The 22,485-nt window shown below is 67.8% G+C and carries 23 protein-coding genes; 15 read left to right on the top strand and 8 right to left on the bottom strand.

What is annotated here, in order from left to right; translation table 11 throughout:
- Nucleotides 1-409 precede the first annotated feature (409 nt).
- The 5 genes from pdhA to ACFWDI_RS16425 all read left to right on the top strand — a co-directional run bounded on the left by pdhA (nt 410) and on the right by ACFWDI_RS16425 (nt 5,878).
- Nucleotides 410-1,558 carry a pyruvate dehydrogenase (acetyl-transferring) E1 component subunit alpha gene (pdhA, locus tag ACFWDI_RS16445; RefSeq protein WP_385304546.1) on the top strand — a complete coding sequence of 383 codons (1,149 nt, stop codon included), beginning with the start codon at nt 410-412 and terminating at the stop codon, nt 1,556-1,558.
- 2 nt (nt 1,559-1,560) lie between these two features.
- Complete coding sequence (locus ACFWDI_RS16440; protein ID WP_385304544.1) at nt 1,561-2,541, top strand: alpha-ketoacid dehydrogenase subunit beta; 981 nt, start codon at nt 1,561-1,563, stop codon at nt 2,539-2,541.
- Between the two features lie 10 nt (nt 2,542-2,551).
- Nucleotides 2,552-3,994: a dihydrolipoamide acetyltransferase family protein gene (locus tag ACFWDI_RS16435; RefSeq protein ID WP_385304709.1), complete on the top strand. Its 1,443-nt coding sequence runs from the start codon at nt 2,552-2,554 to the stop codon at nt 3,992-3,994.
- Between the two features lie 210 nt (nt 3,995-4,204).
- On the top strand, nt 4,205-4,897 hold the full coding sequence (locus tag ACFWDI_RS16430) for an HAD family hydrolase (protein ID WP_385304542.1): 693 nt from the start codon (nt 4,205-4,207) through the stop codon (nt 4,895-4,897).
- Nucleotides 4,898-5,101: 204 nt separating this feature from the next.
- Nucleotides 5,102-5,878, top strand: a complete 777-nt coding sequence (locus ACFWDI_RS16425; protein WP_385304541.1) for a LuxR C-terminal-related transcriptional regulator — start codon at nt 5,102-5,104, stop codon at nt 5,876-5,878.
- Between the two features lie 9 nt (nt 5,879-5,887).
- Here ACFWDI_RS16425 and ACFWDI_RS16420 read toward each other — a convergent pair whose 3' ends face one another.
- The 3 genes from ACFWDI_RS16420 to ACFWDI_RS16410 form a co-directional block, all read right to left on the bottom strand.
- Nucleotides 5,888-6,823, bottom strand: coding sequence for a serine/threonine protein kinase (locus ACFWDI_RS16420; RefSeq protein WP_385304539.1), 936 nt, complete (start codon nt 6,821-6,823; stop codon nt 5,888-5,890).
- A gap of 93 nt (nt 6,824-6,916) precedes the next feature.
- On the bottom strand, nt 6,917-8,269 hold the full coding sequence (rfbH, locus tag ACFWDI_RS16415; RefSeq protein WP_385304537.1) for a lipopolysaccharide biosynthesis protein RfbH: 1,353 nt from the start codon (nt 8,267-8,269) through the stop codon (nt 6,917-6,919).
- 53 nt (nt 8,270-8,322) lie between these two features.
- A complete protein-coding gene (locus tag ACFWDI_RS16410) occupies nt 8,323-9,465 on the bottom strand; it encodes a nucleotide disphospho-sugar-binding domain-containing protein (protein ID WP_385304535.1) in 1,143 nt (380 codons plus the stop codon).
- Between the two features lie 174 nt (nt 9,466-9,639).
- Here ACFWDI_RS16410 and rfbB point away from each other — a divergent pair, with 174 nt between their 5' ends.
- Both rfbB and rfbA read left to right on the top strand, forming a co-directional pair.
- Nucleotides 9,640-10,614, top strand: coding sequence for a dTDP-glucose 4,6-dehydratase (gene rfbB / locus ACFWDI_RS16405; RefSeq protein ID WP_385304534.1), 975 nt, complete (start codon nt 9,640-9,642; stop codon nt 10,612-10,614).
- A 7-nt stretch (nt 10,615-10,621) separates the two neighbouring features.
- A complete protein-coding gene (gene rfbA / locus ACFWDI_RS16400) occupies nt 10,622-11,488 on the top strand; it encodes a glucose-1-phosphate thymidylyltransferase RfbA (protein WP_327324883.1) in 867 nt (288 codons plus the stop codon).
- Nucleotides 11,489-11,601: 113 nt separating this feature from the next.
- On the opposite strand, the gene ACFWDI_RS16395 is transcribed toward rfbA, so the two are convergent.
- Together ACFWDI_RS16395 and ACFWDI_RS16390 are read right to left on the bottom strand one after the other, a co-directional pair.
- Nucleotides 11,602-11,856, bottom strand: coding sequence for an acyl carrier protein (locus tag ACFWDI_RS16395; RefSeq protein WP_327324884.1), 255 nt, complete (start codon nt 11,854-11,856; stop codon nt 11,602-11,604).
- A 29-nt stretch (nt 11,857-11,885) separates the two neighbouring features.
- Nucleotides 11,886-12,917 (bottom strand): beta-ketoacyl-ACP synthase III, encoded by a 1,032-nt coding sequence (locus ACFWDI_RS16390; protein WP_385304532.1) that lies wholly within the window; start codon nt 12,915-12,917, stop codon nt 11,886-11,888.
- A gap of 270 nt (nt 12,918-13,187) precedes the next feature.
- Here ACFWDI_RS16390 and ACFWDI_RS16385 point away from each other — a divergent pair, with 270 nt between their 5' ends.
- Genes ACFWDI_RS16385 through ACFWDI_RS16355 form a run of 7 tightly spaced genes read left to right on the top strand, consistent with a single transcriptional unit; the run spans nt 13,188 to nt 18,613 of the window.
- On the top strand, nt 13,188-13,934 hold the full coding sequence (locus ACFWDI_RS16385) for an AfsA-related hotdog domain-containing protein (protein WP_385304530.1): 747 nt from the start codon (nt 13,188-13,190) through the stop codon (nt 13,932-13,934).
- A 40-nt stretch (nt 13,935-13,974) separates the two neighbouring features.
- Entirely contained in the window at nt 13,975-14,592 is a 618-nt protein-coding gene (locus tag ACFWDI_RS16380) for a hypothetical protein (RefSeq protein WP_385304529.1), read from the top strand.
- Nucleotides 14,593-14,604: 12 nt separating this feature from the next.
- Complete coding sequence (locus ACFWDI_RS16375; RefSeq protein WP_385304528.1) at nt 14,605-15,417, top strand: SDR family NAD(P)-dependent oxidoreductase; 813 nt, start codon at nt 14,605-14,607, stop codon at nt 15,415-15,417.
- 15 nt (nt 15,418-15,432) lie between these two features.
- Complete coding sequence (locus ACFWDI_RS16370) at nt 15,433-16,665, top strand: MFS transporter (RefSeq protein WP_385304527.1); 1,233 nt, start codon at nt 15,433-15,435, stop codon at nt 16,663-16,665.
- Entirely contained in the window at nt 16,662-17,507 is an 846-nt protein-coding gene (locus ACFWDI_RS16365) for a hypothetical protein (RefSeq protein ID WP_385304526.1), read from the top strand. Before ACFWDI_RS16370 ends, ACFWDI_RS16365 begins: the two co-directional genes overlap by 4 nt.
- A gap of 16 nt (nt 17,508-17,523) precedes the next feature.
- Nucleotides 17,524-17,739 carry a 4-oxalocrotonate tautomerase family protein gene (locus tag ACFWDI_RS16360; protein ID WP_385304524.1) on the top strand — a complete coding sequence of 72 codons (216 nt, stop codon included), beginning with the start codon at nt 17,524-17,526 and terminating at the stop codon, nt 17,737-17,739.
- Between the two features lie 43 nt (nt 17,740-17,782).
- Entirely contained in the window at nt 17,783-18,613 is an 831-nt protein-coding gene (locus tag ACFWDI_RS16355; protein WP_385304521.1) for a carboxymuconolactone decarboxylase family protein, read from the top strand.
- A gap of 32 nt (nt 18,614-18,645) precedes the next feature.
- On the opposite strand, the gene ACFWDI_RS16350 is transcribed toward ACFWDI_RS16355, so the two are convergent.
- Complete coding sequence (locus ACFWDI_RS16350; protein ID WP_385304519.1) at nt 18,646-19,707, bottom strand: hypothetical protein; 1,062 nt, start codon at nt 19,705-19,707, stop codon at nt 18,646-18,648.
- Entirely contained in the window at nt 19,704-20,345 is a 642-nt protein-coding gene (locus tag ACFWDI_RS16345) for an NAD(P)-binding oxidoreductase (RefSeq protein ID WP_327324894.1), read from the bottom strand. The genes ACFWDI_RS16350 and ACFWDI_RS16345 overlap by 4 nt, the downstream gene beginning before the upstream one ends.
- Before the next feature lie 101 nt (nt 20,346-20,446).
- Between ACFWDI_RS16345 and ACFWDI_RS16340 the strand changes: the two genes are divergently transcribed.
- Nucleotides 20,447-21,355: a LysR family transcriptional regulator gene (locus tag ACFWDI_RS16340; protein WP_385304516.1), complete on the top strand. Its 909-nt coding sequence runs from the start codon at nt 20,447-20,449 to the stop codon at nt 21,353-21,355.
- Between the two features lie 75 nt (nt 21,356-21,430).
- On the opposite strand, the gene ACFWDI_RS16335 is transcribed toward ACFWDI_RS16340, so the two are convergent.
- Nucleotides 21,431-22,372, bottom strand: coding sequence for a D-alanyl-D-alanine carboxypeptidase family protein (locus ACFWDI_RS16335; RefSeq protein ID WP_385304515.1), 942 nt, complete (start codon nt 22,370-22,372; stop codon nt 21,431-21,433).
- Nucleotides 22,373-22,485 lie beyond the last annotated feature (113 nt).

Below are 22,485 nucleotides of genomic sequence, written 5' to 3'. Positions count from 1 at the left end.
CGAACTGCAGTTCGAGCTGCGGCTACCCCGGCGACTTCATGGCTATCGAGAGCAAATAGGGTGATTTTTCCAGCTTCGCGAGCGAAAGAGGACTCATCCATCTACTCTTCCCGTGCCCGGGGTCTGCGGGATAACGTGCCGGTGTTCCGGCGGCCTGCAAGGCTGTGACCAGTGGTTGTTCCCGCATTTCTCGATTTACTTGGAAATCCAAGCAAAATCGCAGGTCAAATGGGGTTTCGCAGTAATGCGACACACTGGGTAACGTGCCTTTGGCAGGGCGCTCGCCGGGGCACCTGTCACGCCTGATCCCGGCCGAGCGGCACCCACCCCGTGCACGGGTACGGATACCAGGCGAGCCGCACTGGCTCCCGGCGGACCCCGGGGGCCGGACCGACGGAGGAGCACGCACGTGACCGTGGAGAGCACTGCCGCGCGCAAACCGCGACGCAGCACCAAGCGCGTCAGCGCCGCGCAAAAGCCGCAGAGTTCCGAGCCCCAGCTCGTACAGCTGCTGACGCCCGAGGGTGAGCGCGTCGAGCACCCCGAGTACGAGATCGACCTGACCCCGGACGAGCTGCGCGGGCTGTACCGGGACATGGTCCTGACCCGTCGCTTCGACGCCGAGGCCACCGCTCTTCAGCGCCAGGGCGAGCTCGGACTGTGGGCGTCGTTGCTGGGCCAGGAGGCCGCACAGATCGGCTCCGGCCGGGCGCTCCGCGACGACGACTATGTCTTCCCGACCTACCGCGAGCACGGCGTCGCCTGGTGCCGCGGGGTCGACCCGACCAATCTGCTCGGCATGTTCCGCGGGGTGAACCACGGCGGCTGGGATCCGAACACCAACAACTTCCACCTGTATACGATCGTGATCGGCTCGCAGACGCTGCACGCCACCGGCTACGCGATGGGCGTGGCCAAGGACGGCGCGGACTCCGCCGTCATCGCCTACTTCGGCGACGGCGCGTCCAGCCAGGGCGATGTCGCCGAATCGTTCACCTTCTCGGCGGTCTACAACGCCCCGGTCGTGTTCTTCTGCCAGAACAACCAGTGGGCGATCTCCGAGCCGACGGAGAAGCAGACCCGCGTGCCGCTCTACCAGCGCGCGCAGGGCTACGGCTTCCCCGGCGTCCGTGTCGACGGCAATGACGTACTCGCCTGCCTGGCCGTGACCCGCTCCGCGCTGGAGCGGGCCCGCCGGGGCGAGGGCCCGACCCTGGTCGAGGCGTTCACCTACCGGATGGGCGCGCACACCACCTCGGACGACCCGACGAAGTACCGGGCGGACGAGGAGCGTCAGGCCTGGGAGGCCAAGGACCCGATCCTGCGGCTGCGTACGTATCTGGAGAACGCCGGCCATGCCGACGAGGCGTTCTTCACCTCCCTGGACGAGGAGAGCGAGACCCTCGGCAAGCGGGTGCGTGAGGCGGTTCGGGCCATGCCCGACCCCGACCACTTGGCGATCTTCGAGAATGTCTACGCCGACGGGCACGCGCTCGTCGACGAGGAGCGCGCCCAGTTCATCGCGTACCAGGCGTCCTTCGCCGAGGAGGGCAACTAATCATGGCCGTACAGAAGCTCCCGCTCGCGAAGGCGCTCAACGAGTCGCTGCGCAAGGCCCTGGAGACCGACCCCAAGGTCCTGATCATGGGTGAGGACGTCGGCAAGCTCGGCGGCGTCTTCCGGGTCACCGACGGACTGCAGAAGGACTTCGGCGAGGACCGGGTCATCGACACCCCGCTCGCCGAGTCGGGCATCGTCGGCACGGCGATCGGTCTGGCCCTGCGCGGCTACCGGCCCGTCGTGGAGATCCAGTTCGACGGCTTCGTCTTCCCCGCGTACGACCAGATCGTCACGCAGCTGGCGAAGATGCACGCGCGCTCGCTCGGCAAGATCAAGCTGCCGGTCGTCATCCGTATTCCGTACGGCGGCGGCATCGGCGCGGTCGAGCACCACAGCGAGTCCCCCGAGGCGCTCTTCGCGCATGTCGCGGGCCTCAAGGTGATCTCGCCGTCCAACTCCTCCGACGCGTATTGGATGCTCCAGCAGGCGATCCAGAGCGACGACCCGGTCATCTTCTTCGAGCCGAAGCGGCGCTACTGGGACAAGGGCGAGGTCGATGTCGACGCGATCCCCGGTCCGCTGCACAAGGGCCGCGTCATCCGGACCGGATCGGACATCACGCTTGCCGCGTACGGGCCGATGGTGAAGGTCTGTGTCGAGGCGGCCGCCGCGGCTGCCGAGGAGGGCAAGTCGGTGGAGGTCCTCGACCTGCGCTCGATGTCCCCGATCGACTTCGACACCGTCCAGACGTCGGTGGAGAAGACGGGCCGGCTCGTCGTGGTGCACGAGGCCCCGGTCTTCTACGGCTCCGGTGCGGAGATCGCCGCTCGTATCACCGAGCGGTGCTTCTACCACCTGGAGGCCCCGGTGCTGAGGGTCGGCGGCTACCACGCCCCGTATCCACCGGCGCGCCTCGAGGAGGAGTACCTCCCGGGACTTGACCGGGTGCTGGACGCCGTCGACCGCTCGCTCGCGTACTGAGGCCGTGACCATGACTCAAGACACTTCACTTCGCTTCCGCGAGTTCAAGATGCCCGACGTGGGCGAGGGACTCACCGAGGCCGAGATCCTCAAGTGGTACGTCCAGCCCGGTGACACGGTGACGGACGGCCAGGTCGTGTGCGAGGTCGAGACGGCGAAGGCGGCCGTCGAGCTGCCGATCCCGTACGACGGCGTGGTGCACGAGCTGCGCTTCGAGGAGGGCACGACCGTAGACGTCGGCACCTCGATCATCACGATCGATGTGGCGCCGGGCAGCGGTGACGCACCTGCCGAGGCCGTGGTGGAGACACCTGTAGCGCCCGCCGCCGAGGAGGAGGCCGAGCCCAAGGGCCGCCAGCCGGTCCTCGTCGGCTACGGCGTCGCCGAGACGTCCACCAAGCGCCGGCCGCGCAAGCCGGCCGCCGGGCAGGCCGTTCCGGCACAGCCGGCCGCCGAGGCCGCGAGCACGCACTACCCGCAGGCGGCCGCGTCCGCTGCGGTGCAGGGCGAGCTGAACGGCCACGGCGGCACGGCCACCGCGGCCCGCCCGCTCGCCAAGCCGCCGGTCCGCAAGCTCGCCAAGGACCTGGGCATCGACCTGGCGACGGTCACTCCGACCGGTCCCGACGGCATCATCACCCGGGAGGACGTCCACGCGGCGGCCGCTCCGGCCACCGCCCCGGTGCCCGCGCCCGTACAGGCACAGCCCGAGCCGGTCCAGCCGGTGGCGGTCGCGTCTGTCGAGGCCGGTGCTCGGGAGACCCGTATCCCGATCAAGGGCGTACGGAAGGCCATCGCTCAGGCGATGGTCGGCAGCGCCTTCACCGCGCCGCATGTCACGGAGTTCATCACGCTCGACGTGACGCGGACGATGAAGCTCGTCGAGGAGCTCAAGGCCGACAAGGACATGGCGGGGCTGCGGGTCAATCCGCTGCTGCTGATCGCCAAGGCGCTGCTGGTCGCCATCAAGCGCAACCCGCAGGTCAACGCCGCCTGGGACGAGGCCAACCAGGAGATCGTGCTCAAGGGGTACGTCAACCTGGGCATCGCGGCGGCCACACCGCGCGGCCTGATCGTCCCGAACATCAAGGACGCGCACGCCAAGACGCTGCCCGAACTTGCTGCCGCCCTGGGTGAGTTGGTCTCCACGGCCCGCGAGGGCAAGACGACGCCGGCGGCGATGCAGGGCGGCACGGTGACCATCACCAACGTCGGCGTCTTCGGCGTCGACACCGGTACGCCGATCCTGAACCCCGGCGAGTCCGCGATCCTCGCGGTAGGTGCGATCAAGCTCCAGCCGTGGGTCCACAAGGGCAAGGTCAAGCCGCGCCAGGTCACCACGCTCGCGCTCTCCTTCGACCACCGCCTGGTCGACGGCGAGCTGGGCTCCAGGGTGCTGGCGGACGTCGCCGCGATCCTGGAGAACCCGAAGCGGCTGATCACCTGGGCCTGATCCGTCAGGTCTGATCCGTCAGGCACGATCCACAGGTCTGATTCGTCAGGTCTGCTCCGCAGGTCACAAGGCCCGGGCGCGCGACGCCCGGGCCTTTGCCGTGATCGTTCGGGGTGCTCGAAAGAGCAGCCCGAACGGTCCTTGTCGGCGCCCACTCGACTGGGCAGGCTCGGGCGGGGCCGCACACGATGACTGGGGATGGGGGGCACCATGACTTCTGCGCGCCGTTCGGCGTTCTTCGATGCCGACGAGACCGTGATCACGGCCAAGAGCATGTTCGCCTTTCTGCGCCACTGGATGGCTCAGAACGGAGATTCCGGTTCCGGATATGACAGGGTCATGGCGGACATCAGATCGCTGGCCGCGGACAACGTCGACCGCAGCGAGATCAATCGCACCTACTACCGGCTCTTCAAGGGCGTATCGCAGCAGGAACTGGTGGCGGCGGGCCGCGATTGGTACGACGGGTACCGGAACGGGCCCACCGCATTCGTCGGAGCCACGCTCGACGCCCTGGACGGGCATCGCGCGGCCGGGGATCTGATCTGCCTTGTCTCCGGTTCGTTCCGTGCCGTTCTCGAGCCGCTCGCCGAGGAGATCGCGGCGGAAATCATTCTGTGCACCGAGCCCGTGGTCGGCGAGGACGGGCTGCTCACCGGTGAGGTGCACCAACCGATGATCGGCGCGGCGAAGACCGCCGCGGTGGCCGGCGCGATCGCCGCCCACCGCCTCTCACCTGCGGATTGCTATGGATACGGCGACCATCTGTCCGACCTGGGTCTGCTGGAACAGGTCGGTAACCCGCATGTCGTGGATGTCGACCCGGCACTGGTGGCCCTCGCGAAGGAGCGGGGCTGGCCGGTGCTGCCGTCCGCTCCCACGGCTCTGCGGCAACGTGACTGACCGCTGACCGTACCTCGGCAATTCATTTTGAATTAACCCCCGGATTTTTCGCGCCGGGGGTTCTTTCGCTTTCTTTCCGGTTGTGTTGCTGATTTATTACCGGAATCAGCGGACGGGTCATTCGGGTATGCGCATTCGGTCCGATGGTTATGCGGTAAACCTTTTTAGTATCCCTTTCAAATTATCCATGGTGAGCTATATCACATGGGATGGCTGAATCTCGTCGGTATCCTTGACTTGTGCGCGGAGTCGGATGACCGCCGGCGCGCATCAAAGCAACAGGGGGTAGTCTTGTTGGGCGTCTCGGAAATCAAGGAAAGAGAGATCTGTGTACGACGCGTCGTCGTGGCAATCGGGAATGGTCTGCTGCGTTACGGCGTCGAGAGGATGCTTCAACTGCCATCGGAAGTCGAGGTCCGCTCCTTGCCCGGGATCGTCGAAGCGCTTTCTGACGGTCTCGACGAGGGCGACGTACTCATCGCCCTGCTGGGTGAGGTGGACGACGCGATGGCTGCGGAGTTACGCAGGAACGAGGAGCGCGGTGTACGCATCATGCTGCTCATAGAGGACGACGATCTCGTCGACCTGCCCAAGGTGACCGGTATCAGGGCCGGTTTCGTGAAGATCAACGGGATCAATGAGGACACCCTGAACAAGGCTCTGGCTGCTGTTGCCAGGGGTAACGTCCCCATCCCGCCCGAGCTCGCTCAGGATCTGCTGCTGCTCGCGACCAGGCGCAACGACGCTCCGCGGGGCCAGCTGAGGCTGACCCCGCGGGAGCAGGAGGCGCTTGTTCTCATGGTCGAGGGGCTGAGTAACAGGCAAATCGCCCGCAGGCTTCAGATATCCGAGCACGGTGCCAAGCGTCTGGTTGCCAATATTTTGGCAAAGATGGACTGCAACAATCGCACACTCGCTGTTTCAAGGGCGCTCCGCGAAGGCCTCTACGAGCGCTATGTGAAATCCAGGGGAATGAACTGACAAGGCCCTCTACGAGGGAATAGCATAGAAGGCTGAATCGCCCCAGGTCGCTGTCGCCAGGTGGCCCTCGGTGTCAATGCCGAGGGCCACTGGCGAGCTCAGACCGGTCATGACGGATGTGGCAGAGCCATCCGCCTCCACCCGCTTGATCTCGCCGGCGGCACGATCGGTGACATAAACGGAACCTGCTTTGTCGGCTACGATTCCCACGCCCAGCCCGTCGAAGTCGCTGGAGTGGGTTTCCACCGTCCCGTCACGCTTGACGCGGGACAGCACACCACCCTCGTAATTCGACACATAGATCGTGCCGTCGGCCGTCTCGACCACACCCACCGGCGTGCGCAGCCCGTCGGCCACCCTGCTGCTCTTCCCGTCCGGGGAGACGCTCATGAGCTCATTGGTCGCCCGGTTGGTGACCAGCAGGTTCTGCCGGGAGTCGAAGCTGATGCCGGTCGGCGTGTGGAAGCCGGAGGCGAACCTCTCCTTCCTTCCCGCGGCCGTGGCGCGGTAGACGACATCGGCGTTGTAGTCGGCGATGTAGAGCGCGCCCTGCCGGTCGACGGCGAGACCGGCGGGAGCTTCCAGCCCGTCGGCGTAGACAGAGCGCTTTCCGTCGCGGGTGATCCGCTCGACGGTGCCGGCGGACCAGTTGGAAACAAACAGCGAGCCGTCGCGGCCGTAGGCCAGACCGGTCGGCGACGAGAAGCCGGTGTACTTCGCCTTCCCGGCCTTCGCCGCCTTCCCGGCAGGCTTGCCCTTGCCACCGGCGTCGCTGCCACCGGTGTTGCCCGTGCCGCCGGACCCGGTCGGGGGACCGGAGGACACGGAGGACCCCGGTGTCCGCGACGCGCCGCCGGGACCCGCGTCGTCTTCGCTTCCACAGGCTGCCACGGAGGACATCAGCAGGCCGCCCACGAGAAGCTTCGGGAGGAGTGAGGAACGCATGACCACCTCTTGGGGGGAGTGGATGAGTGCGCCGACAGACAACCTACGAGTTGGAGCGCACTTCATCGCAAGTGCCGACCGGAGTACGGACGGTCAACGCCCCTTGCTGCGCACGAAATCGGTCACGGACTGGGCCATGTAGTCGATCTTCTCGTCGGTGAGACCGGGGTGCACGCCGATCCAGAAGCTGTGCTCCGTGATGATGTCGCTGTTGGTCAGATCGCCTGCCACGCGGTAGGTGGTGCCCTGGTACGCCGGGTGCCGGGTCAGATTGCCCGCGAAGACCTGGCGCGTGCCGATGCTCCTCGCCTCGAGGAAAGCCACCAGCTCACGGCGGGTGAACGGCGCGTCCGGCAGCACGGTGAGCACAAAGCCGAACCAGCTCGGCTCGCTGTTCGGCGTGGCGCTCGGCAGCAGCAGACCGGGGACATCCGCCAGCGCGTCGTGCAGCCGCTGCCAGTTGCGCCGGCGGGCCTCGATGAAGACGGGCAGTTTGGCCAGCTGGGTGAGGCCCAGCGCGGCCTGGCTGTCGGTCGCCTTGAGGTTGTAACCCACGTGAGAGTAGATGTACTTGTGGTCATAGCCCTCGGGCAGGGTGCCGAGCTGCCAGCGGAACCGCTTGGCGCATTTGTTGTCCTCGCCGGGCGCGCACCAGCAGTCCCGGCCCCAGTCGCGCAGTGACTCGACGATACGCGCCAGATGCAGGTCGCTCGTGGAGACCACCCCGCCCTCGCCCATGGTGATGTGGTGCGCGGGATAGCAGCTGAGCGTCGACAGATCGCCGAACGTGCCGGTCAGCCGGCCGTCGTACCGAGCGCCCAGCGCATCGCAGTTGTCCTCGACGAGCCACAGCTCGTGCTCCTGGGCCAGCTCGGCGATCTCGCGGGCCGCGTAAGGATTTCCCAGCGTGTGGGCGAGCGAGATCGCCTTGGTCTTCGGGCCGATCGCCGCGGCGATCGTGTCCACGCTCGCGTTGTAGGTACCGAGTTCGGTGTCCACGAACACCGGCACCAGGCCGTTCTGCAGCACCGGGTTGACGGTGGTCGGGAAGCCCGCGGCGACCGTGATCACCTCGTCGCCCGGAACCAGCCGCCGGTCGGCGAGCTGCGGTGACGTCAGTGCGCTGATCGCCAGCAGATTGGCGGACGAGCCGGAGTTCACCAGGTGCGACTTGCGTACGCCGATGGTCTTGGAGAAGCGGCTCTCGAATTCCTGCGCGGACCTGGCCGCGACGATCCGCATCTCGAGCGCGGCCTCGACGAGCGCGACACGGTCCTCGTCGTCGAAGACCGGCCCGGAGGAGTACAGCGGAGTGACACCGGGCACGAACGGCCGGTCCGACTCTTCTGACTGGTGGAACTTGCGTACGGCGTCGAGGAGTTGGGCCTTGGCCTCTTCGCGGCTGTCCGAGCCGGGCGCCGGGCTCTGTACGGGTGCGCTGGTCACACTGGACCCCTTGTCTTCGTCGGGAGAGGGAGAGAAAGCAGGGCCGATCGCGGTCAGCGGCCCTCGGTGTCGAAGGCCGTCTCGAGCAGGCGGACCGTCTCGTCGAGACCGGTGCGCGCGGCGTTCTCGTGCCGCAGCCGCCCCGCGACCTCCCGCAGACCGGGGTCCTCGAGCACGCTGTGCATGGACTCCCTGATGGCCTCGACCGAGGCCTCCTCCGGGTGCAGTACGTGCGCGGCGCCGACCGCCGCGATCCGGTCCGCGTGCTGGTACTGGACGCACATCTGCGGCAGTCCGAGCTGAGGAATGCCGGCGACGGTCGCGGCCATCGCGCTGCCCGCGCCGCCGTGGTGGATGACGGCGGTGCAGGACGGCAGCACCTGCGAGAGCGGCAGAGTGTGGATCAGCCGGGTGCGTGCCGGTCGGTCGCCCAGCTGGTCCAGCTTGATGTGGTCGCCGACTGCGATGATCACATCGATGTCGAAGGCGGTCAGCGCCTGGACCGTGCGCTGGAGCACATTGGCGTGGTCACCGCCGATCGGCGCGTTGCCGAGGGTGACCAGCACCCGCGGCGCCTCGGGCTGCTCGAACAGCCAGTCCGGCATCAGGCCCGCCCCGTTGAAGGGGACGTACCGGCTGGGGACGGCGTTGGCCGGCGGGGTCCGCCACTGCAGTTCCGGCGGGCAGTTGTCGATGATCTTCCAGTGGGTGTGCGCTTCCTCGCCGAGACCCCACTTGCGCCGGACCGGCCGCAGCGCCTCGGCGATCGGCTCGTCGACCGCGGTGTCCGCCAGCAGGCCCCAGCCGTGCAGGACCGTCGGCACGCCGACCAGGTCGGCCGCCAGGGGCGCCGCGTACTCCCAGTCGGTGCACACGATCAGATCGGGCCGCCAGGACTTCGCCAGCGCCACGGTCCGGTCCACGGTGCGCTCGGTGGCCGGCACGTAGTAGTCGATGATGTGGTCGGTCAGCTCCTCGATCGACGAGCCCTGCTGGGCCCTTCGGGTACCGAGGTCGCCGAGCCGGAAGTCCTCGGCGACCGCCACGGACGAGATTCCCGCCTCGGCGGTGAGCCGCGCGAACCTGTCGGGCAGCGCGGCCAGTACCTCGTGACCGGCGTTCCGCAATGCCCACAGCGTCGAAATCATTGGATAGAGATGCCCCTGGTTGGGAGCACTGGTCGCCAGAATTCGCATTGCTCGAACATAAGGAATCAATTTTCCTTCGGTCAACGCCCGCCAATTATCAGTCCCTTGGGTGTAGCCATCTGGTGCGTACCTCACGGGCAGCCCAGAAGCGCCTTGTCGGGCGGACGGTGGCGCTGGCAGGGTCGTCGGCAATCGTCCTCGAATGCTGAACAGGTGAATTCCATGCGCATTCTGGTTACCGGCGGGGCAGGTTTCATTGGTTCGCACTATGTGCGCAGCCTCCTCGGCAACGATCTGCTCGGCCGCGCGGTGGAACGGCTCACCGTGCTCGACAACCTGACCTATGCCGGAGACAAGCGCAATATCGCGCCACATCTGGCCGATCCGCGCCTGACGTTCGTGCACGGCGACATCAGCGATCCGGAAGTGGTCGGCGCCGTCATGGCCGGCCAGGACGTCGTGGTGCACTTCGCCGCCGAATCGCACGTCGACCGGTCCATCGCCGAAGCGTCGGTCTTCGTCCGTACGAACGTGCTCGGCACAGAGGTGCTGCTCAGCGCGGCCCGACGGCATGAGGTCGGCACCTTTGTGCATGTCTCGACCGATGAGGTCTACGGCTCGCTGGAGCGGGGCTCATGGCCCGAGACCGACCCGGTGAACCCCAACTCGCCCTATGCGGCGAGCAAGGCGTCCTCGGACCTCCTGGCCCTCGCGTACCACCGTACGTACGGAATGGACGTACGGATCACGCGCTGCTCCAACAACTACGGCCCGTACCAATTCCCCGAGAAGGTCATCCCGTTGTTCGTGACCAATCTCCTCGAAGGGAAGAAGGTACCGCTCTACGGCGACGGAACGAACGTGCGCGACTGGCTGCATGTCGACGACCACTGCCGCGGTATCCAGCTGGTGCTGGAGAAGGGGCAGCCGGGTGAGATCTACAACATCGGCGGCGGACAGGAGTTGGCCAACATTGAACTGGCCGATCTGCTCCTCGATGCCCTGGGCCACGGCCGGGAAATGATCGAGTACGTCGAGGACCGCAAAGGACACGACCGCCGCTACTCCGTGGACTGGTCGAAGGCGCGCGCGGAAATCGGCTATGAGCCCCGGCACGACTTCTCATCCGGACTCGCCGACACGATCGACTGGTACCGGGAAAACCGCGACTGGTGGACAGCACTGAAGAAAAGGTGAATCGCTGATGCGTGGAATCATCCTGGCGGGCGGCGCCGGCACCCGGCTTCGGCCGCTGACCTCGGTGACATCGAAACAGCTGCTCCCGGTCTACGACAAGCCCATGATCTACTACCCGCTCTCCGTCCTGCTGCTGGCGGGCATCCGCGAGATCCTGATCATCACCACCCCCGAGAGCCGTGAGGACTTCCACCGGCTGCTCGGGGACGGCGAGCGGCTCGGTATCCGGCTCGAGTACGCCCAGCAGGACGAGCCGCGTGGCCTGGCCGACGCATTTCTGCTCGGCCGCCGCTTCATCGGTGACGACCAGGTCTGCCTGGTGCTGGGCGACAACATCTTCCACGGACAGGATCTGCCGACCACCGTCCGCAAGGAGGTCGCGCAGCTCGAGGGGGCGACTCTCTTCGGCTACCAGGTCGACGATCCGCAGCGGTACGGCATCGCGGTACTGGACGAGGAGGGCCGGCTGCTCGACATCGAGGAGAAGCCCGCCGAGCCCAAGTCGGACCTGGCGGTCACCGGCCTCTACCTCTACGACAACGACGTGGTGTCGTACGCGGCGGAGCTGTCGCCCTCCGCGCGCGGCGAACTGGAGATCACCGACATCAACCGGCGCTATGTGGAGCAGGGCAGGGCGCGGCTGGTGAATCTGGGATCCGGTACGGCATGGCTGGACACCGGCACCCACGACAGCCTCTTCGAGGCGGCCGGCTATGTGCATGCCGTGCAGACGCGGCAGGGGGTGCAGATCGCCTGTATCGAGGAGGTCGCCTTCCAGATGGGATTCATCGGCGCCGCCGATGTGGCCAACAGCATCGACACCTATGGGCGTTCGTCGGACTACGGACGCCATCTGGCGCGGCTGCTGGCCTGACGGGACCGCAGGACACAGATGGATGGCCGTCCCCGGGTGCGGGGACGGCCATCTGTCGTGGGGTGGTTCAGAAACTGGTGGTTCAGGAACTGACGCTTCAGGAGCCGGTGGCGTCAGGAGGTGCCGGCTCCTGCCGTGGTGAGCTTCTGCGACAGCAGGTTCAGCACATCGTCGAGGGTGTGCTCGACGGTGATCTCCTCCTCGTCGACCGGGATGGAGAACTCGTTCTCCAGGGCGGTGGCGAACTCCACCAGGGCCAGCGAGTCGAACTCCAGGGACTCCAGCGTCGGGCTGTCCGCCAGCGCGGCGGGCTCGAGGCCGAACGTGGAGACCAGGATTCCGGTCACCCGGCTCTTCAGGTCGCTCATGGGTCACTTCTCCTCATCGGTGGTTGACGTCAAGCGGTGACTGCGGTGACATCCGGCCAGCGCAGCACGGTCGAGGCCCAGGTCAGCCCGCCGCCGAAGGCTGTGAGCAGGACGCCCTGACCCTGCCGGAGAGAGCCGGAGGCGGCGGCGTCGGCGAGCGCGAGCGGGATCGAGGCGGCGGAGGTGTTGCCCACCCGCTCGATCTGGGAGACGAGCCGCTCGTTCGGGATCTCCAGTTCCGCGGCGACGGCGTCGAGGATGCGCTGGTTCGCCTGGTGGGCGACGACGTGATCGAGGGTGTCGGTGGTCCAGCCCGCGCTCGCCAGCACCCGCCGTGCGGACTGCGACATATGGGCCACGGCATTGCGGTAGACCCGCTTGCCCTGCATCTGGAAGTAGTGGTCGGCCCGTTCGACGCTCTGCCGCGGGGCCGAACGCTGCCGGGAACCGCCCGCGGGCACCGTGATCAGATCGGCGAGTGCGCCGTCGCTGCCCAGGTCGTACGGTCCGAGCGCGCCCTCCTCGTCCGCTCTGCCGGCACGGAGCACCACGGCGCCCGCCCCGTCCCCGAACACCGCACGGGTGGTGCGGTCCTGCGGGTCCAGGATGGTCGAGTACGCGTCCGCGCCGATCACCAGCACCCGCTCGGCGATACCGGCGGCGATGAATCCCGAGGCGACGGCGAGGCTGTAGACGAATCCGCTGCACACGGCCGACACATCGAAGGCGGGTACGGGGCCGAGGCCGAGTCGTCCGGCCACATCGGGTGCGGTGGCCGGGCAGGGCCTGTCCGGCGTGGTGGTGGCCACCACCACTGCGTCCACGTCCGAGGCGCCGGCCGACTTCAGGGCGCGCAGGCCCGCTTCGACGGCGAGGTCCGAGGTGGCCATGCCCTCGTCGATCACATGCCGCTGGGCGATGCCCGTACGGCTGCGGATCCATTCGTCGCTGGTGTCCAGTTCGGCGGAGAGCTCATGGTTGGTGACCACTCGGGCCGGCAGCCAGGAACCGATACCGGTGATGACCGCGGCCCTGTGGTGACTTTCCGGTTCTGAAACCATGTCATTCATCCCCTTGTCGAAGCCTCGTCGAAGTCTTCCAAGTGGTGCCGGATATAGGGAATTCCATGGAAGCTTGCTTGCTTCGAAAGTATTCATTGAATTGAGAGATCGTCAACGAGTATCTAGGCGATGCTTGCAGGTCACATCGGGCGGCGTAGCCGATCGGCCACCCCGGTCTGGCAGTTGTGCCGCGGGAATTCAGGAAACTAATGTCCATGACGTACTTCCTGTGCGGTTGTTACGCCGCAATTACCGGGAGAGGAACAGTAGATGAGCACCCACGTCATGGTGGTCGCGGACCGCTTCACAGGCTTTGTGCACTCGGACGACGTCCGCACCATCTCCGGGCTGACCGCGGAGATCAACAAGGGCGTGTTCGACGACGGACAGGGCGAGGTCCTGCTGCACGGCGGCCAGGGCGTCGGCAGCTTCGAGCGCGGTTACCTCCAGCAGGCCATCGACCGGCGCAAACTGACCGACCGGATCCGCTTCACCGGCGAGCAGGTGGAGCCCGAGGGCCGCGATGTAGTGCACAAACACAGCGAGAACAACGTTCTGCTGGCCAACCTCCGCCACGTGGACGGCGCGCGTTACACCGCCGACATCCGGGTGCACGGCGACAACGAACTGCTGCTGGACCACCAGACCGGAGAGCATGTCCAGGGCATGGTCATCGTCGAGGCGGTGCGCCAGCTGTTCGTCGGAGTCTTCGAGTGCGGGTACCGCAACCGCTGGCCGCTCAGCGATTTCTACATCGTCTGGAACTCCATGAACCTGACGTTCGAGAACTTCCTCTTCCCGCTTCCCGCGGAAATACGCTGCACCGTGAACGAGCTTTCGGTCGACAAGCCGGAAAGGCAGCTGGACTTCGCCCTCGATGTGGAGCTGTATCAGAGCGGAAAACTGACGGCTTCCGGTCGGGTCGGCTTCTCCGGATTTCCCAGCCAGAAGATCGCTGTACTCGAGCGCCGCAAGGCCCAGAAGGCGCTCAAGGGTCTCCTTGAGACCAGCGCCTGACCTCTTCACTTCTCACTCCATTTTCCAGGAGGAAATCCTCGTGTCCGCACGCCTGTTGCTCGTGACCGAAGTGCCGGTGCAGAGCGAAGAGATCGACAAGACCGTCGCGGCCTGGACCGCGCACAACGCCGCCTCCGAGCACGCCGGCTCCGTGCTCTACCGCTCGCTCGACGACGCGGGTCTGCTGGTGGAGCTGACTCCGGTCAGTGGCCTCGCGGAGATCGCCGAGCGCGATGCGGCCCAGCGGGAGCTGGCGGCCACCATCGCGCCCGCTCTGGGCGGCGACTTCCGCCGCCAGGTCGTCGAGTTCGTCGAGGCGCCGAAGGACACCGACGAGCCGCTGCCGGCGACTCCGTACATCCAGCTGAGGCATGTCGAGGTCAAGCCTCCGGTGCACGACGCCTACCGGGAGTGGCGGGACCGCACGATCTTCGACGTCGTACGCACACACGACGAGGTCGAGGTCTTCCTCGCCTACCACTCCCTGCTGAGCACCGAGCCCGGAGTGCTGTTCGTCTCCGGATTCTCCGTCGAACCCGACGTCTACCAGGCGGTGTTCACCTCTCCCCGGTACCAGGACATCGTCAAGCAGGCCGGGGACACGTACATCACCGACCGGGGTCTCTACACCCGGATCTACGCCCGCGTCGAGAACTGAGGGGCCGCAACGATGACTGAGCTGAAGGAGACGGACCGCGATGTGGCCGTCGTCAGCGGCGCCACCGGCGGAATCGGCGGCGCGGTTGTGGAGCGGCTGGCCGCGGACGGGGCGCGTGTGGTGCTGCTCGGCCGGGACGCGGCCCGGCTGGAAGCGGCCCGCAAGCGCATCGCCGAGCGGCTCGCCGAGAGTGGCGACGGAACGCACGAGCTCACCGCCGTGGTCCTCGACATCAACGAGACCGCGTCGGTCGAAGAGGGCATCGCCTGGGTGGTGGGGCGCTTCGGCCGGATCGATGTGCTGGTGAACGCCGCGGGCGACGGACCGGTGGCTCCCCTGCTCGAGTCCACCGACGAGCAGTGGAACACCACGGTCAACAGCAAGCTGTTCGGCGCGATACGGCTCACCAGGGCCGTCGCCCGGGCCATGGTGGAGCGCGGAGCGGGCCGGATCGTCTTCATCAACGGCTCGTTCCGCCGCGAGCCCGATCCGCTCTTTGTGATCAACGGAGTCACCAACGCCGGGCTCGGGGGTTTCGCCAAGGCGATCTCCCGCGACCTGGGCAGGAGCGGACTGCGGGTCAACACCGTGGACCCGGGAGCGACCGACACCGATCTGTGGACGCAGACCCTCGCGGACCTCGGCCGGCGCTTCGGCATCAGCCCCGAGCAGGTGGGCGAGGACTTCCTCGGCAAGACGCCGTACGGATCGCTGCCGACGCCCGCCGATGTCGCCGAGGCGGTGGCCTATCTCGTGTCGCCCGGCGCCGCGCAGATCAACGGTGCCTCGATCACCGTCGACGGCGGCGCCTCGGTGGCGCTGTAGGTGGAGGAAGCCGAGATGGTCACCACGGCCCAGACATCCCCCTCCGCTGCCGAGCGTTCCAGGGCGGCGGCCTGGCGCGCGGCCGTCGTCGCCGCGGCCGCGACCTGCTGCGCGGTCTCCACCATCTATATGACGCAGCCGGTCTTCCCCGAGATCGCCGCATCACTGAAGGTCGGCCCGGAGGACGCCCGGTTCGTCTTCACCGTGGCGAGCTTCGCGTACGCCCTGTCGTTCTTTCTCTTCGGGCCGCTCTCCGACCGGTTCAGCAGCAAGGTGCTGGGCGGCAGCGGAGCGCTGACAGTCGCCGCGCTGATCTCCCTTGCGGCGGTGGTGCCCGACTTCAGCGTGTTCGCGCTGCTGCTCGCCGTGGCCGGGATCGCGGCCGCCGCGGTACCGGCCGCGATGATCGCGCTGATGCCGAGGATCGCTCCCGACGGTCTGGTCGGTGTCTTCTTCGGACTGATCATCGGGGCCACGGTCGCCGGCATCACCCTCGGGCGCTCCTTCACCGGCGTCGTCGCAGGGTGGGCCGACTGGCACAAGGCGGTGCTGCTGCTCGCGGTGCTCAATGTGCTGACCGCGGTGCTGCTGCGCCTGCTGCCGACACCGCGCGCGGGCGACCGACGGACCCGCAAGCCGGTGGGGCAGGCGTATCTGGCGGCGCTGCGGATGTTCGGACAGGGGCCCGTGGTGCGGCTGTTCGGGGTCGGGGCGCTGCTGTTCTTCGGCTATCTCGGACTCGTCACGTTTCTGACGTACCGGCTGCAGGGCGCCCCCTTCCACTACAGCGCCGGTGCGATCGGCACAGTGAGCCTGATCGGTCTGACCGGCGTGCTGGGCGCACCGCTCGCCGGACGGCTGAGCAGCCGGATCGCGCCGCGCCAAGTGGTGCTGCTGGGACTCGGCCTGGTGCTGGCCGGTGTCGCCGCGCTCGGGGCGGCGTCGGGCACCGCGCTGCTGGTCGTCGGGATGCTGCTGCTCTTCCTGGGCGTCTTCTCGTGCCAGCCGGCCGTGCTGGTGCTGCTGGCTCAGTCCGTGCCCCAGGAACAGCGCGGCGCCGCCTCGTCCATGTACATGCTCGTCTGTCTGCTCGCGGGCAGCGCCGCCAGCGCCGCGCTCGGCCCGGTGTGGACCGGCGGCGGCTGGGGTGCCGTGGTGGCCACCGGTGCGGGCTCCGTGGGACTCGCGGCCGCACTCGCGGCGCTCGGTTTCCGGGACAACACAGCAGAAGGGAGTGGTTCGCGATGAGCCGTTCGCGCAGCTACCGGCTCAGCCCCACCACCCAGGGGCCGTCGTATCCGCCCAGTGAAATCGTCGACGCCGACGGCGACTTCGTGGTGATCGGAATGATCAACCGGGAGGGGCCCTCGGGCAGTGTCGAACGGTCCTGGGGGTCCGCGATCGTCAGCCCCAAGAGCGATCTGCCGGCGTTCGGCGAGCAGCTCCCGTACACCGTCGTACGCGAGCTGGGCAGCGAACTCGACCCGGCGGACCGGGACATGGTGCTGCATACGCTTCCGCTTCCACTGCCGTGCAACAACTACCCGATGGTCTTCGCACCCGAGCAGCGGCCCGACGCGAACGAGATCGTACGGCCGAGCTATCCGCTCCATCAGGCGCCGATCCCCGATCTGCGGCCCGAGGACGGGCCCAAGGTGACCGAGCCGATCACGCTCGGCCGGTGGGTCCGGGCGGAGGGGGTACTGGAGGTGGAACTCACTCCGGACGGCCGCGGCGCCGTATTCCGGATGGAGTTCGGCGGGCTGGTCCCGAGCAGCCTCTACACCGTGATGTCCCTGCGTCAGCACGACCTGGACCCGGCAGGGCCCACCAGGCCCGGTCCGCTGGGTGTGCCCAATGTCTTCGTCACCGACGAGGACGGCAGCGCGCGTTACCGCGCGACCATGCCGCATCCCTTCCCGGCGCCCGGCACACCGGGAGCGAACCGGATCATCAATGTCGTGGTGCTGTGGATGAGTTATCAGCAGAACTACGGCGGTGCCATCGGCTGGTTCGGTCTGGGCGGCGATATTCATGCCCAGTTGAAACTTCAGAAGCCGGAATTTCACGAATTCGTAACGACGGAATGAATTGAGGTTGGTGGCTGTGCCGTTCATCACTGTGACCACGTGGCCGAATCAGACGGATGAGAAGTGTCAGGAGCTGATCGAGGAGATCACCAAGGTCACACACAAGGTCACCGGAGCACCGCTCGACAAGATAGCGGTGGTCATTCAGGAGATTCCCCAGAATCGCTGGGGCGAGGGTGGGATCATGGCTACGAACCCGGAATTTCCGGAGTTGAGCCGGCGCCGGAACTGAGCCGGCGCAGGTCCTGAACCATGGAACAAGGAGTCATCCAGGCATGGCAGTTGAGTCTCACGACGATGGGAAGGACCGCTACAGCAGGGGGTTGGCAATCCTGCAGCAGCTCGCCGCCGAGGAACGCCCTTCGGTGCTCGACAGCTTCTCCGACATCGCCCCCGACCTCGGTCGGTTCACGGTCGAGTTCCCTTACGGCGATATCTACGCACGGTCCTCACTCACCCTGCGGCAGAGGCAGCTCGCGACGGTGGGCGCCCTGACGGCTCTCGGGCATGCCGCACCGCAGCTGAAGTTCCATATTCACGGAGCGCTCAATATCGGTGTGACGCGGCGCGAGATTGTCGAGGCGATCCTTCATGTCGTGGTGTACGCGGGATTCCCGGCGGCCATCAACGGTCTGAATGTCGCCAAGGCGGTGTTCGCGGAGCGTACGGACGGCAGCGACGAGGCCCCGCACGCCGTCAGCGAGAGCGACGATGCGCCGCGCTATGACCGGGGCTGGGACGCGCTCGCCGAGATCGACGGCGACGCGGGCGAGGCGGTGATCGAGAGCCTCAAGGACATCGCTCCCGATCTCGCCCGCTACATCGTGGAGTTCTCCTTCGGGGACATCTACACACGCGGCGGTCTCGACCTGCATGCCCGTGAGGTGGTGACGATCGCCGCGTGCACCGCGCTGGGTACGGCCCGTCCCCAGCTCAAGGTGCATGTGAACGGGCTGCTCAATGTCGGCGGCACCCAGGACGAGGTCGTGGAGACCATCCTGCAGATGGCTGTCTACGCGGGCTTCCCCGCCGCGATCAACGGCATCACGGCCGCCCGCGAGGTCTTCGCGGAGCGGGCGGCGCATGAGGGCCCGTCCGGCGACTGAGGACACACCGGTTGCCGGACGGGCCCGTCGCCCTAGCTCCGCAGGTTCGGAAACGCGCGGGCGGCCCGCGGCGGTACGGCAAAGGTCGCCCGGCTCCGTACCTCCATCACGGAGTTGATGCCGTTGTTGCGGCGGACCCCGATGTCGCCGTGATGCCCGCGAGCGTCGGCCGCGTTCATCACCGCGCGGGTGGCGTTGAAGTCCTCCATGGTGCGCTGCAGGGACACGAAATGTGTCCCGGGCGCACCATGGTCGAGCGTCGCGAAGTCGCGCCGGTTGATGCGGGGGCGTCCGTACAGCCTGGCGCGGCCGGTGGCCTGCGCATGGCCCACCTGTCCGTGCGCGACGGCCAGCGCCGGGAGCCGGCCCGCGTCGCTCTCCGCGTCGTCCACCAGCTTCTCGGCCTCGTCGGCGCCGATGCCGGGCGCGTACATCCGGGCACTGCGGGTGTCGCGGTCCTGCTCGTACCAGCTGTCGAGGTCGAGCTCGATATAGCTCACATGCATGGTGGTGCCGCCGGCCAGTGGGCCTTCGGGGACGGTGATGCTCTCCTCGGTCGCCTGGTTGCCGCGCAGCCCCGAGTGGAAGCCGAGCAGCAGCGGCGCCTTCGGGGAGAGCCCGCGCTCGGGCAGCCGCTCGGCGGGCAGCCCCCTCCCGACAAAACCGGTGCGTACCTCGCGTATCCGCAGCCGGGCGCGCTGGTCGAGCGGGCCGGGTCCGAAGAGCGCGTCGGTGACCTCCGTGAGGCGGTCCTCGTCGTCGGACGCAAGATGCAGACAGGCGGCGATGTCCTCCAGCTTCGGATTCTCCCAGCGGGCCATGGGGATGGCGCGGGGCACAGGGGAGCGGATGGCGGTGTGCTGCGCGTACCAGCCGAATCCCCAGCCCAGGCAGGTGAGCAGTCCGTCGGGTCCGTGCGGGAAACGCTCCTCCAGGGCGGCGAGCGCACCCTCGAGGCGCTCGGCGTCCGCGGCGGTGGGGTGGTCCACGACGTCGAGCATGAGCAGCCGGTGGAAGCGCGGGGCGAGCGGACGGCCCTCCTCGTCGGTGAGAAAGGTCGATTCCCATGCGTGCTGGGCCTCGGGCAGCTTCATACGAGTTCCTTGTCGGGGTCGGGTCCGGTGTACGCATCGGGCTGGAGGCGGGCGTATGCGGCTGCCCAGTCGGCAGGTGGCGTGCCCGGCTCGCTGAACAGCCCGAAGGTCGTACGGACGGCGCTCCCGCTCTCGATGGCCGCGATCAGTGCCACCGCGATGTCCGCTCGGGAGACCATGCCGTCGGCGTGCGGATCCTGGGTGAGGGTGATGGCGTGCGCACCGGGTGGATCGTCGGTGAGCCAGGTGGGGCGGACGATCGTGTACGGCAGCCCGCTGGCGCGCAGATCCTCTTCGGAGGCGATCCTGGCGGGCAGCTGCGTGGCATCGACCCGGCTCAGCGGGTGAGCCCTGCCATGGCCGACGACGAACGAGCTGACCAGCATGATGCGCGGGGGCGTGGGCAGTTCGGCGGCAGCGGCGAGCAGGGTACGCATGGCCTGCTGGGCGTGCAGCCGGGCATCGCCGCGCTTGGGGACGAGGACGGCGGCGTCGGCGCCGGTGAGCGCCCGGCGGACGGGCCCGACCTCGTCATAGGTGCCGAGTCGGCCTACGTCGTGACCCCTGGCGCCTGCGAGTTCCGCGAAGTGCACCGCGGTGGTGCCGGGCGACATGGTCCCGGCGATGACGAGTCTCATGCCAGCACGGTAGGAGCGGGAAACGGCGCAGGGGAAAGACCGCGCTGGTCTCAACTCATAGGCAGCGGTTATGAATTAACCGCGATCCGTATGCTGGCTCCATGATTCCGGAGGCCAGGCTGCTGCGCTATTTCCTGGCCGTCGCCGAGGAACGGAACTTCACCCGCGCCGCCGAGCAACTGCACATCGCGCAACCGGCGTTGAGCGCGCAGATCCGCCGCCTGGAGTCCCAGCTGGGTGTACGGCTGCTGGAGCGGACCACCCGCGTGGTGCGGCTGACCGAAGCGGGCCGCGCGGTCCAGGAACGTGGCCCGGCCGCGCTGGCGGCGCTCGCCGAGGTCTGGGACGCCGCGCGCCGCGCGGGCCGCGGCGAGCTGGGCCGGATCCGGATCGTCTACAGCGCGAGCACCGGGTACGGCACCGTCCCCTACCTGGTGGAGTCCCTGCACCGGCACCACCCCGACATCGAGGTGAGCGCCGAGATGCTCCGCACGCCCGATATCGGTCGGGCCGTGCTGGAGGGCCGTGCCGATGTCGGTATCGCGCGTACTCCGGAGCCGGCCGAGGGTGTGCGCGTGCGGCCGCTGCGCTGGGAGCGCAGAGGGATCCTGGTCGCCTCGGGCCATCCGCTCGCGGCCGCCGCACCGGTCGTCGACCCGGCGGCGATCGCCGCGTTCCCGGTGCTGGCGCATCCGCGCGAGGCCAACCCGGCCCACTACGACGAGCTGGTCGACCTGTTCCGCCGGGCCGGCGTACGGCCCCGGCTGGTCGAACGGCCGGTGGCCTTCGACCCCACCCAGCGCGTACTGCGCGACGCGGAGACCGTCGCCCTGGTCGGCGAGGCCTCCGCGGACGGACTCGCCCCGTGGCTGCGGTGGCTGCCGCTGGCCGAGCCCCACGACCGGCTGCTGGTTGCGCTCGTGCTGCCGGACCTCGCGCCCCCGTCGGCCGAGCGTTTCGAGCGGGTGGCGCTCGAGGCGGCGGCGGAGGCGGGCTGGCTGCCCGGCTGACACGGTCCGCCGGGTGCGGTCACAACGAGACGCCGACGCGGATCGCGTCGGCGTCTCGGGTGCTGCGGGGCCGGATCAGTCGCGCTGGGTGCCCTTCGGCAGGGTCCGCAGCTCCATGGTCCGCGTGGTGCTGGAACCGAAGCCGAAGTCCAGCAGCTTGCCCGCGTCGGTGAATCGGACGTTGGGGTCGGCTTCGCCGAGGAGGACTCCGACGTAGGTCTTGGTGCCGCGGGTGGCCGCGAAGACCAGGCAGTAGCCCGCCGTCGAGCCGGAGCCGGTCTTGACGCCGACGGCGCCGCTGTAGGAGCCGAGCAGCTTGTTGGTGTTGTACCAGGTGTACGTGCGGGTGCCGCCGGTGCTCGTCGTGGCGGTCGTCTTGTACTGCGTCGCCTTGACGACGTCGCGGAGGGTGGCACTGCTGAAGGCGTGCCGGGCCATCTTCGCGAGGTCGGCCGGGGTCGTGTAGTTGCTGCCGGCCGAGGAGATGCCGTCGAACGAGTCGTACTTGGTGTTCTTCAGGCCGAGCTGGGTGGCCTTCGCGTTCATCTTCCCGATGAACGACTTGGTGCGCGCGGCGGTCGTCGTGCCGGTGCCGAAGGTGTCGGCCAGCGCGTACGCGGCATCACAGCCGGAGGGCAGCATCAGCGCGGACAGCAGCTGACGGACAGTCAGCTTGTCGCCCGTCTTCAGGTCCGCGGTGCTCGCGCCCTCCCGGACGACGTAGTCGCGGTACGCCTGCTTGATGGTCACCTTGCGGTTGAGGTCGACACCGGGGGTGGTGAGGACCACGATCGCCGTCGTGACCTTCGTCGTGCTGGCCATCTGGCGGCGGATGTCGTTGGCCTTGCCGTAGACCGCCTTGCCCGTCGCCTGGTCCAGCAGGAAGCCGCCCTTGGCGTTTATGGCCGGGATCGGCTGCGCCGCCTGGGCGGGCGCGGCGAGGGGGGAGGCCGTCAGCAGCAGGCCTCCCGCAAGGACGACCGTGGCGGCTCTGCGCAGGCCGGTGTGACTGGACATCAAAGGGAACGCTCCGAATCCGCGAATGGGTTGAAAAGGGACCAAAAGAACCCGGGGTGCAAGGAGGGTCTCGATACGAGACACATGAGTACGCCAAAGGGATGTACGCGACG

The sequence above is a fragment of the Streptomyces sp. NPDC060064 genome, from assembly GCF_042736455.1.
Lineage (GTDB): Bacteria > Actinomycetota > Actinomycetes > Streptomycetales > Streptomycetaceae > Streptomyces.
The sequence above is the reverse complement of the archived record's forward strand: the minus strand, read 5'-3'. Positions and strand labels throughout refer to the sequence as shown.

Coding starts and splice junctions, on each gene's coding strand:
- ACFWDI_RS16440 (WP_385304544.1), top strand. CDS start 1,561: ATGGCCGTACAGAAGCTCCCGCTCGCGAAGGCGCTCAACGAGTCGCTG.
- ACFWDI_RS16435 (WP_385304709.1), top strand. CDS start 2,552: ATGACTCAAGACACTTCACTTCGCTTCCGCGAGTTCAAGATGCCCGAC.
- ACFWDI_RS16430 (WP_385304542.1), top strand. CDS start 4,205: ATGACTTCTGCGCGCCGTTCGGCGTTCTTCGATGCCGACGAGACCGTG.
- ACFWDI_RS16425 (WP_385304541.1), top strand. CDS start 5,102: ATGGGATGGCTGAATCTCGTCGGTATCCTTGACTTGTGCGCGGAGTCG.
- ACFWDI_RS16420 (WP_385304539.1), bottom strand. CDS start 6,823: ATGCGTTCCTCACTCCTCCCGAAGCTTCTCGTGGGCGGCCTGCTGATG.
- ACFWDI_RS16410 (WP_385304535.1), bottom strand. CDS start 9,465: ATGCGAATTCTGGCGACCAGTGCTCCCAACCAGGGGCATCTCTATCCA.
- rfbB (WP_385304534.1), top strand. CDS start 9,640: ATGCGCATTCTGGTTACCGGCGGGGCAGGTTTCATTGGTTCGCACTAT.
- rfbA (WP_327324883.1), top strand. CDS start 10,622: ATGCGTGGAATCATCCTGGCGGGCGGCGCCGGCACCCGGCTTCGGCCG.
- ACFWDI_RS16395 (WP_327324884.1), bottom strand. CDS start 11,856: ATGAGCGACCTGAAGAGCCGGGTGACCGGAATCCTGGTCTCCACGTTC.
- ACFWDI_RS16390 (WP_385304532.1), bottom strand. CDS start 12,917: ATGGTTTCAGAACCGGAAAGTCACCACAGGGCCGCGGTCATCACCGGT.
- ACFWDI_RS16385 (WP_385304530.1), top strand. CDS start 13,188: ATGAGCACCCACGTCATGGTGGTCGCGGACCGCTTCACAGGCTTTGTG.
- ACFWDI_RS16375 (WP_385304528.1), top strand. CDS start 14,605: ATGACTGAGCTGAAGGAGACGGACCGCGATGTGGCCGTCGTCAGCGGC.
- ACFWDI_RS16370 (WP_385304527.1), top strand. CDS start 15,433: ATGGTCACCACGGCCCAGACATCCCCCTCCGCTGCCGAGCGTTCCAGG.
- ACFWDI_RS16365 (WP_385304526.1), top strand. CDS start 16,662: ATGAGCCGTTCGCGCAGCTACCGGCTCAGCCCCACCACCCAGGGGCCG.
- ACFWDI_RS16355 (WP_385304521.1), top strand. CDS start 17,783: ATGGCAGTTGAGTCTCACGACGATGGGAAGGACCGCTACAGCAGGGGG.
- ACFWDI_RS16350 (WP_385304519.1), bottom strand. CDS start 19,707: ATGAAGCTGCCCGAGGCCCAGCACGCATGGGAATCGACCTTTCTCACC.
- ACFWDI_RS16345 (WP_327324894.1), bottom strand. CDS start 20,345: ATGAGACTCGTCATCGCCGGGACCATGTCGCCCGGCACCACCGCGGTG.
- ACFWDI_RS16340 (WP_385304516.1), top strand. CDS start 20,447: ATGATTCCGGAGGCCAGGCTGCTGCGCTATTTCCTGGCCGTCGCCGAG.
- ACFWDI_RS16335 (WP_385304515.1), bottom strand. CDS start 22,372: ATGTCCAGTCACACCGGCCTGCGCAGAGCCGCCACGGTCGTCCTTGCG.